Origin of the sequence: Microbacterium sp., assembly GCF_044508325.1 — a bacterium.
Lineage (GTDB): Bacteria > Actinomycetota > Actinomycetes > Actinomycetales > Microbacteriaceae > Microbacterium.
Window position 1 is genome coordinate 37295 of the sequence record NZ_JBIQHX010000017.1, and the last position, 7926, is coordinate 45220.

A 7926-nucleotide genomic window follows, 5' to 3' on the forward strand; every position below is an offset into this window, starting at 1 on the left:
TTGCCGCCCTCACGCGTTCTTGATGAGGTCTTCGATCAACGGTCGCACCTCGGCCGCGGCCTCGCGCAGATGCAGTTCGTCGAAAAGGTCGGCGAGCGGCCGGATAACCGGTCGGATCTTACGAGCGACCTGCTTGTCGTCACGCTCCCGCAGCGCCGGAACGTGCAGGGAGAAGGTCCGGAACTGATCGAGCAGAACTCGCTCGATCACGGGGAGAACGTCGCCTTCATCCTCGAAGGCCTCGACCTCCTCCCGCACTCTGGCGAGGAAGTCTGCGGTCATGTCGTACACCTGCAGTTCCGAATAGAGGTCCTTCGGAACCGTCAAGGCGTAGAAGGCGACGATGTCGAACAGCGTCAACCGCTGTCCCTTCATCGCAGGGACGACGAGTTCCAGTTCTGCCAGCTCGATGCCTCGGGTCAAGGACTTGGCCAGTTCGGACTGCTCGAACGATGCCGCCCGGACTTCCTCCATGACCGTCCGCGTGTGACGGTCGACCGCTTCGGTGATCTCCGAGACGGCAACCGGATTGATCGTCAGCGCATCGAGCACCTCCCAGAAGTGATCGCACGGGGTGCCGTTCGAGACGACGAAGTCCTGGTCGACCTTGCTGTCCGAGTTGTACTGGTAGACGCGGTGGTCGGAGTAGACCGTGGTCCAGAAGATCCTCTTGTACGCCAGACCCAGTAGCAGCGCGTCATGGATCCCGCGCAGCTGTACGGCCTGATATCCCTCATCGAGGTCGGGCAGCTGCGAGATCCAGTGCCAGCGGCGGTCGATATGGGGAGTGATGACCTTCGTCTCATCCACAGAAGGCTTGATGCCCGAGACGAGCTCGTAGTACGCCGCGAAGTACTGGCCGGCGGGGCGCCGCTCAGTCGGGTGGTTCCGCGCCGATGAGTACTTCGACAGATCGCGAGCACGGATCCCGTACATCGCGTTGTAGAAGAGGATCTCCTGGCGGCTGATCTCCTCGTCCTTCTCGCCGCCGTAGTTGCCAAGCTGTTCGGCGATGAGACTCTTCCGCTTGGGATCGGCGTCGCCCTCGAGATGGGGATTATACGCGCAGGATTCAATCGGATGCCGCTCTTCCCCGAGAGGCTGCTCGAGGAAGGGGGCGGCGAGCTTCTTCGCCTTATCTATCTCGCCACGCACGTAGTGCGCCACTCTGTCCGCCTCGTAGTTCTTCTCCCGGATCGTGTACTCACGCTCAAGCGCTTCGATGACGTCGATGTCGATCTGGGCGCCGTAGCGCTCCACCACCTGCTTCTTGAAGTACCCCAGGATCGTGTTGTTGTAGAGATCTTGGAAGTAGTTCCCGTCCTTGCCCTCCGCGAGCATGTAGTACTCGCGGACCTTGGTATAGATGGACTCGGCAAGGTCGGAGTCGACGGTCATCACTCCGCCGGTGTAGGGCATCGATTCGTAGAGGCTGTCCAGACATGTCGAGTCGGCGAGCACATACCGCGTCGTCGAGCCGGTGAGATCGTCGAACTTCGTGCGAAGCATCTCGATGTCGGTTTGGAGCCGCTTCAGATTTCCGCTGAGCCTCTCGAAGAAGGTCTCGAATGCTGAGTTCAGCCCGCTCACGTAGAGGATCGCCTCCTCGAGCACCTTGGCGTACACCGTCTGATAGCGCAGGTCAGCGACCTTCTTGATGTACTGCTGGTACTGCTCGGCAAGCTGCTGCAGCTCCGGTCCGGGCTTGTTGCGCATCTTCTCGCTGAGTCGCTTCCTGCGCTGCAGCAGGTCTGCTGGTGTCTCGACATCCTCTGTGCCCGGATCGTCGAACGCGCTCTCCTCGAACTTCGCGAAGTACTGCGTCGTACTCGCCAACTGGGTCTCGACAAGCTGCTTCTGCTGCTGCAGGCCCTTCAGGGTGTTGTAGAGGAAATACCGCGCCGAGACGGGATGAACGAATCGCTGCGAGACCTTCTCGCGAAGATAGGTCTCCAGTTGATGCTGGTCGCGCTGCTTGGTGTTTCCGCTGGACTCCGATTGGAACATCGTGTAGCCCATCAGGCCGGCGACTTCTTCCGTGTCGCGCTCGATGATGTCGTGGTAGCGTTTCAGCTCCCAGTAGGTCGCGACGTACTCGTCGGCGTCCGCCGTCTCCTGCAGGGTCGAGACCTTGGCCAGGGCGGAGCGCGACATCGAGTCGTGGTTCGGCTGTGCCGCATTCGCCTGCACATATCTCTGCAGCGCGTCGAGGTACTCACCCCAGCGGTTGCCGACCACCGAGATGCCCTCCTCGTCATAGGCGAGACACTGACTCTGGATCGCCTTGGCGAACGGAGCCCGGATGTCGGCGTTGGCGTTGACCGCGCCGATGAACTCCGCGGGCATATCAAGGTCCTTGACGGCGTAGCCCTGCTCGCGCTGCTTCGCGAGTGCTTCTTGACGATCCTTGAACTGGTCGTCGAACTGCAGCCACTGCCGCGAGAGCGCGAGTTGGGCCCACCGCAGCCCGACAACGTCGCGCACGTGCATCCACGGGTACACGAGGCGCGAGGAGCCCGCGCCGGCGTACCGGTTGCGTCCGTCATTCTTGATGACTTCACGAAGGACGTTGTCTTCGCGGGAGTTCGACTTCTTCGCCATCGGGCCGATGGACAACGTGTAGATGCATGTCGCGGCGTGGTCCAGGTACGTGGCGAACGAATCGAGGCTTCCTCCGGAGGAGTTCTTCGCATCGAAGAGGAAGCAGAAATCGTATGGCATGGCCTCGATGGATTCGACGCCGTCGGAGCCGACCCGCGGGAATTCGAACTTGAGATTGCGGTATTGAGGGGGCAGGGTGTCGTCGCCCTTCATCAGGAAGGCATCCAACTCACGGATGGCCGCATACGCGTTCACCTGGAGGTTCTGCTGTTCTTCGGTCGCCTTGATCACCGAGTAGAAGACGTCCGGCTGGATGAAGAATCCTCGGGTTATCGCCTTAGCCTTCGGGTACTTGGTGCGCAGGTAGTTGGCGAGATACATCGCAACCGAGAGGATGAGCCCGGACCCGGTGCCCCCGGCGAGAGAGCTGGTGATGATGACCCGCAGCGCCTGCTCCTCCTGATCCTTGTCGATCCGGAACAGCTGCTCGATGGCTTGATGCAGCCCGTCCAGGTTTCCCCCCTTCAGCGTCGTGTCGAAGGCGAGTCGGGAGATGGCCCGCACCTGCGCCGCGCCTTCCGTGAGCGTCTTGCGGTTGAGCATCTGATTCACGGGGAACCAATTGTCACGGGCGTTGGTGTTCACGTTGAGGTACTCACCGACAGTGTTCCGCGTCGAGGTCTGGACCGTGAATATCTCCGGACTCTGTTGCCGGATGCGCCCGAGGTCGTTGATATCGGTGTCGAACACGACGAACGCAATTCGCTCGGATTGTGAACTGCCGCTCTCGCGCACCTTTGCGGAGACGTTCTCGACGATCTTGGACCCGGTGCCACCGAGGCCAAGGATCAAAGTGGGTGCGATGGGCATCTCTTGCGTCCTCTCAGAAGGGGTCTGCCGCTACACATTGAGGTAGCTCTCGTATCGGATCTGCTGCGCGACGGTTGCAGTGACATTGCTCGACGGGCCGAGGACCGGCATCCGGCTGGTCTCTTCGTTCAAGTCGGTGCTGTTGACCGCGACGTTCCTACGCTCCGCGACCTGTTTCCAGTTGGTCAGCTGCATTCTTCCGCCGCGCTGGGCCTTCAGCCTCATCGCTCGAAAGCCGGCGACCCCGGCGGGGACGTAGATGTATGTCGCTTTGTCAGCGACGAAAGGCATCCACTTGCGAAGCGGCTGGACCGCGAACTTCCCGCGACCCTCTTCGGCCCGGGCGCTCACGGACATCGGCACGCCGGTGACAGTGGGCCGGCGTTTGATACGAGGCGAGAAGCGCGGCTTCACGACGTAACCGACGATGAGGATCGCGAGCAGGATGAGAAGCAGCATCCACCAGCCCGTCCGCGCGAACCAACGCGCAAGTCGCTCCCAGAACGGCAGGTCATCGACGATCACTGTGCTTCCTTCGGCGGCCGACTCGTAAAGCTGTTCGTCGTAGACATGCGATGCGGTCAGCGTGAACGTGACCTCGCCGGTGCTCGCCTCGAAGATGTCCCCTCCCGGTGCCTGCGGGACCAGATAGAGGAGTCCGGGCTCGTCGGCGAGCACCACCTCGAAGTCAAGGTCGGCGTCGGTTGTCACCGTGAAACTGTCAGTGTCGATATGGGCCCATTCGTCGGCATTGAACTGCTCCGCACCCCCCGGCGAGGCGAGCGCGTAGTCCACTCGGATCGCGCCGTCCGGCGCCGTGTACTCGTTGAGCTCGCTGGCGTTGAAGGTGGTGCTCTCGACCGTGAGGGTCGTGGGCCGTGCCGCTTGCAGCACGGTCAGATCGATGGTGGACTCCGCGGTGCTCTCCCCCAGGTACCGAGCGCTCACGTCCAACTGCACCGCACCGCGGGCCAGATCGATCTCGTCTCCCGATGCGAACGCGTCGGCGATCACCTCCCCGTCACGGACCACCTTCGCCGAGTACTCCACGTCGCCGAGGAGCGCGGAGTGGATCAGCTCGCAGTTGTCGTCCATGAAGCCGTACTGGACGGTGTAGGTGCCGGCGATGATCTTCGAGGCATCCACGCGCCGATCATCGATGTCTCTGAGCACCACCCCGAAATTCACGTCGGGCTTGTAGTACACCTCGATCGTCTCGGCACCGGCGATGTCGAAGACGCCGGTGCCCGCCGGGACATCGTCAAAGGTGGCGAGCACGCCCTCGAGATCCTTGTTCGGCTCTGCCTTGATCGCTCCACTGTCCCAGCGCACGTCGGCGTTCTCGGCCCAGGAGACGGCGACTGTTGACCGCGGCTCCAGAGACCTGCCGTCGATCGACAGCTCGCCGATGGTCACGTCCTTCCCCTGCGCGAAGACCATGACCTGGCTCAGATCCAGGTCCGCGGTCATCCTTCCGTCAGATGTCTCAGGGAGCACATCTCGATCGAAGATCAGGTTGGAGAATTGGGTCATCTTGCCGAGCAGATCCGATGATGCCGACGCCTTCTCAAAGAACACGCCACGGTCCGGCTCGCTGCGCAGGGTCGGGGCGCTGTCTCCGATGGCAAGGAACGCGACACGCAGCGTCGTCTCGCCCGATGAGCCATCCTCCGCGAAGCGACGGAGATCGTTCTGCACGGCTCCATCGTCTTGTCCCTCAAACGATCCGTCGCTGAGCACCACCAACCACTTGTCCGGCGCACTCGAAGCCACAAGATCCCGATATGCCTGGGTGACCGGCGCATATGGCGTTCCGCCTCCCTGCATCTGCATGGCATGAATCCGTGCCACCCGCGAACTTGTCGGTTCAGATCCTGAAAGAGTTTCGGCGGGGCCACTGGTCGCGCCGGTAGCGAAGTCGCTCATGCGGTATACGTTCAGCGTGTCGGCTGTGTCCAACATCGCCGCGAAGACCTCAAGCGAGTACTTGGCTTGCGACCAGCGGTCCAGCGGCGGGCCGTTCGCGGAGCCGGCGAACATCGACCCGGAGTCGTCGAGCACGAGGTTTATCTCGCGCGGCGCGGGCGGCGCAGGCGTCACCGTGGATCCGCAAACAGGATCGGCTGATGCCTCCGTCACCTCGGTTCCCATGGCGGCGCTGGGCGAGGCCACGGCCGCCGCGCCGGCGACCAGGATGGTGCTCAAGAACAGGCTGACGATCCGGGCGGCCGAGTGAGCCGCTGAGCGCGCAACTGCACTCATGCAAACATCACTGCGCTCATGCACTCATCCCGTTCAACGCATCCCCCAGCGAGCACGTGGCGCCGGTCGATCGGGACTTCGCGTACCACAGTGAACGCATCATCAACATAGGACACACGGGCAACATTGACAACGTGCCTCCCGATCAATGGCCAACGATCACGGGACGATGCGGGCCCCGTTGCCGACATCACGACAGACTGGGCTCATGTGGATCGGGTGGATCGCGTTCGACCTGCTGCTGGGCGATGTGCACTCGCTCAAGGAGAAGCGCCGCATCCTGCGTCCGCTGATCGCCGATCTGAGCCGCCGCACCGAGGCTGCCGCCGCCGAGGTGGGGGCCCACGACCTGCACCGGCGCGCCGAGATCGGGGTCGCGGTCGTGGCGGGCGAGGCGTCACGCGTGCGCGATCTGCTCGACCGCGCCGAACGGGCCGTGGCCGACGATCACCCCGAGATCACGCTGCTGTCGACCCGGCGCGGGCTCCATTCGAGCGCGGACTGACCCCTCGACAGGCCCGGGGGACTCACTGACCCGTCGAACGCTCGACCGACATCACGAGGATGACGCGGTCGGCCTTGTCGCGTGGCGGCGTCGTGCTGGGGTTGCCGTAGCGGTTCTGCAGCCGCACGTAGAACGCGCCCTCCGGGTCGGGGACGATCTCGACCAGGCGGCCGGCCACCTCGAGATAGCTGCTCGGGTTGTCGGGATCGACGATCGACAGCGCCATCGAGGGGTTCTGCTGCAGGTTCCGGTACTTCTGCCGGTAGGTGGTGTGCGTGAAGCGCACGTGCTCGCCATCGAACTCGAACCACATCGGGTTCACCTGCACGGTGCCGTTCGGCCGGATCGTGCCCAGGTGCCCGTAGAGGGGAAGCTCGAGCAGTCGGCGCAGCCTCGGCGGGATGATGTCGTCTGCGGTGCGGAGCTGAGTCATGGCTCCAGACTGCCAGGTTGTCCACAGTGGTTTCCACAAGTGGATATTGGGTAAACTCCCCCCGTGAAGGAGCGCACACGACGGCGCAGTCAGGTGCTGCGACTGCTGAAGGACGCCGACGAGCCGCTGTCGGTCGCGATGATCGCCGCGCAGCTGGGCATCCATCCGAACACGGCGCGCTTCCACCTCGACGCCCTCGAACGGCTGGGCCAGATCGAGCAGGTGGCCTCGCCCCGACGCACGCCGGGCCGCCCGCCGCAGCTGTTCCGGCCCGTGCCGCGGATGGACCCGACGGGGCCGCGCAACTACCGGGCGCTGGCGGAGGTGCTCGCCGACGCGCTCAGCGCCGAAGCGGACAGCACCGCCCGCGCGATCGAGACGGGGCGCACGTGGGGCCACCGTGCGGCCGCGCAGCAGCCCGGGAACCCCGACGACATCGACCGGCTCGTCGGACTGCTCGACGAGTTCGGCTTCGAGCCCGAGCGCATCGACGGCGCCGCGACGACGACGATCGGGCTGCACAACTGCCCGTTCCTCGAGGTCGCCGAGCACCGGCGCGACATCGTGTGCGGCGTCCATCTCGGTCTCATGCGCGGTGCTCTGGAGCAATGGGGTTCGCAGGCCGACGTGCGTCGCCTCACGCCGTTCGCGCAGCCGCAGCTGTGCGTGGCGGAGGTGGCTGGACCCCCGGCTCAGTAGACGGCCGCGAACGCCCCGATCACGACCAGCGCGACGCTCAGCACACCGAGCACCGCCCGCCGGACCGCCGCCCGGACGGCGCCTGTGCGCACCTGCGCCGCGATCGGACCGTCGGGTTCGCTCAGCGCCCGCATGCGCAGCACGGTCATCCGCCGCGCCTGGGCGATCGCGATCGCGAGCACGACCACGAGCGCCGCGCCGACCGCGACGGCGGCCCAGGCCAGGGCATCCCACCCGCGCCCGGCGAGCAGCACCGCCCCGACGATGAGCCCGACTGCGAGCGCCGGCACGTCGACGCGCAGATACGAGCGCCCGAGGGAGCGGAAGAACGCGATGCGGTCGGATGCCTGCAGGGTCGCCGCCGTGGTCCGGGCGCTGACCGCGGCGGCGACGTATCCGCCGAGCCACACCGAACCCGCAAGCACGAGCACGGCGATCAGCAGCGCCTGCAGCACCGGCGGCACGGCAGGCTACGCGGCGGGCTCGAGCGCGGCATCCACCGTGATCCGGGCGCCCGCGAACAGGCGTGACACCGGGCAGAGCTCGGCGGCCTCAT

Annotated in this window: 6 protein-coding genes; 2 read left to right on the plus strand and 4 right to left on the minus strand. The window is 64.6% G+C overall.

Annotated features, from left to right (window positions below):
• Window positions 1-9: 9 nt before the first annotated feature.
• Together ACIWQI_RS12885 and ACIWQI_RS12890 are read right to left on the minus strand one after the other, a co-directional pair.
• The gene (locus ACIWQI_RS12885) at window positions 10-3471 is read right to left on the minus strand and encodes a tubulin-like doman-containing protein (protein ID WP_396657968.1); all 3462 of its coding nucleotides are present in this window, start codon (window positions 3469-3471) and stop codon (window positions 10-12) included.
• 30 nt (window positions 3472-3501) lie between these two features.
• Window positions 3502-5733, minus strand: a complete 2232-nt coding sequence (locus tag ACIWQI_RS12890; protein WP_396657969.1) for a hypothetical protein — start codon at window positions 5731-5733, stop codon at window positions 3502-3504.
• Between the two features lie 208 nt (window positions 5734-5941).
• Between ACIWQI_RS12890 and ACIWQI_RS12895 the strand changes: the two genes are divergently transcribed.
• The gene (locus ACIWQI_RS12895) at window positions 5942-6238 is read left to right on the plus strand and encodes a DUF503 domain-containing protein (protein ID WP_396657970.1); all 297 of its coding nucleotides are present in this window, start codon (window positions 5942-5944) and stop codon (window positions 6236-6238) included.
• A 22-nt stretch (window positions 6239-6260) separates the two neighbouring features.
• Here ACIWQI_RS12895 and ACIWQI_RS12900 read toward each other — a convergent pair whose 3' ends face one another.
• A complete protein-coding gene (locus ACIWQI_RS12900; protein ID WP_396657972.1) occupies window positions 6261-6671 on the minus strand; it encodes a PPOX class F420-dependent oxidoreductase in 411 nt (136 codons plus the stop codon).
• Window positions 6672-6734: 63 nt separating this feature from the next.
• Here ACIWQI_RS12900 and ACIWQI_RS12905 point away from each other — a divergent pair, with 63 nt between their 5' ends.
• Entirely contained in the window at window positions 6735-7370 is a 636-nt protein-coding gene (locus ACIWQI_RS12905) for a helix-turn-helix transcriptional regulator (protein WP_396657974.1), read from the plus strand.
• On the opposite strand, the gene ACIWQI_RS12910 is transcribed toward ACIWQI_RS12905, so the two are convergent.
• The gene (locus ACIWQI_RS12910) at window positions 7364-7834 is read right to left on the minus strand and encodes a hypothetical protein (RefSeq protein WP_396657975.1); all 471 of its coding nucleotides are present in this window, start codon (window positions 7832-7834) and stop codon (window positions 7364-7366) included. The genes ACIWQI_RS12905 and ACIWQI_RS12910 overlap by 7 nt on opposite strands.
• Window positions 7835-7926 lie beyond the last annotated feature (92 nt).

Bases quoted from the DNA above. Each gene is read 5' to 3' on its own strand.
- ACIWQI_RS12885 (WP_396657968.1), bottom strand. From the start codon at position 3,471: ATGCCCATCGCACCCACTTTGATCCTTGGCCTCGGTGGCACCGGGTCC.
- ACIWQI_RS12890 (WP_396657969.1), bottom strand. From the start codon at position 5,733: ATGAGTGCAGTTGCGCGCTCAGCGGCTCACTCGGCCGCCCGGATCGTC.
- ACIWQI_RS12895 (WP_396657970.1), top strand. From the start codon at position 5,942: ATGTGGATCGGGTGGATCGCGTTCGACCTGCTGCTGGGCGATGTGCAC.
- ACIWQI_RS12900 (WP_396657972.1), bottom strand. From the start codon at position 6,671: ATGACTCAGCTCCGCACCGCAGACGACATCATCCCGCCGAGGCTGCGC.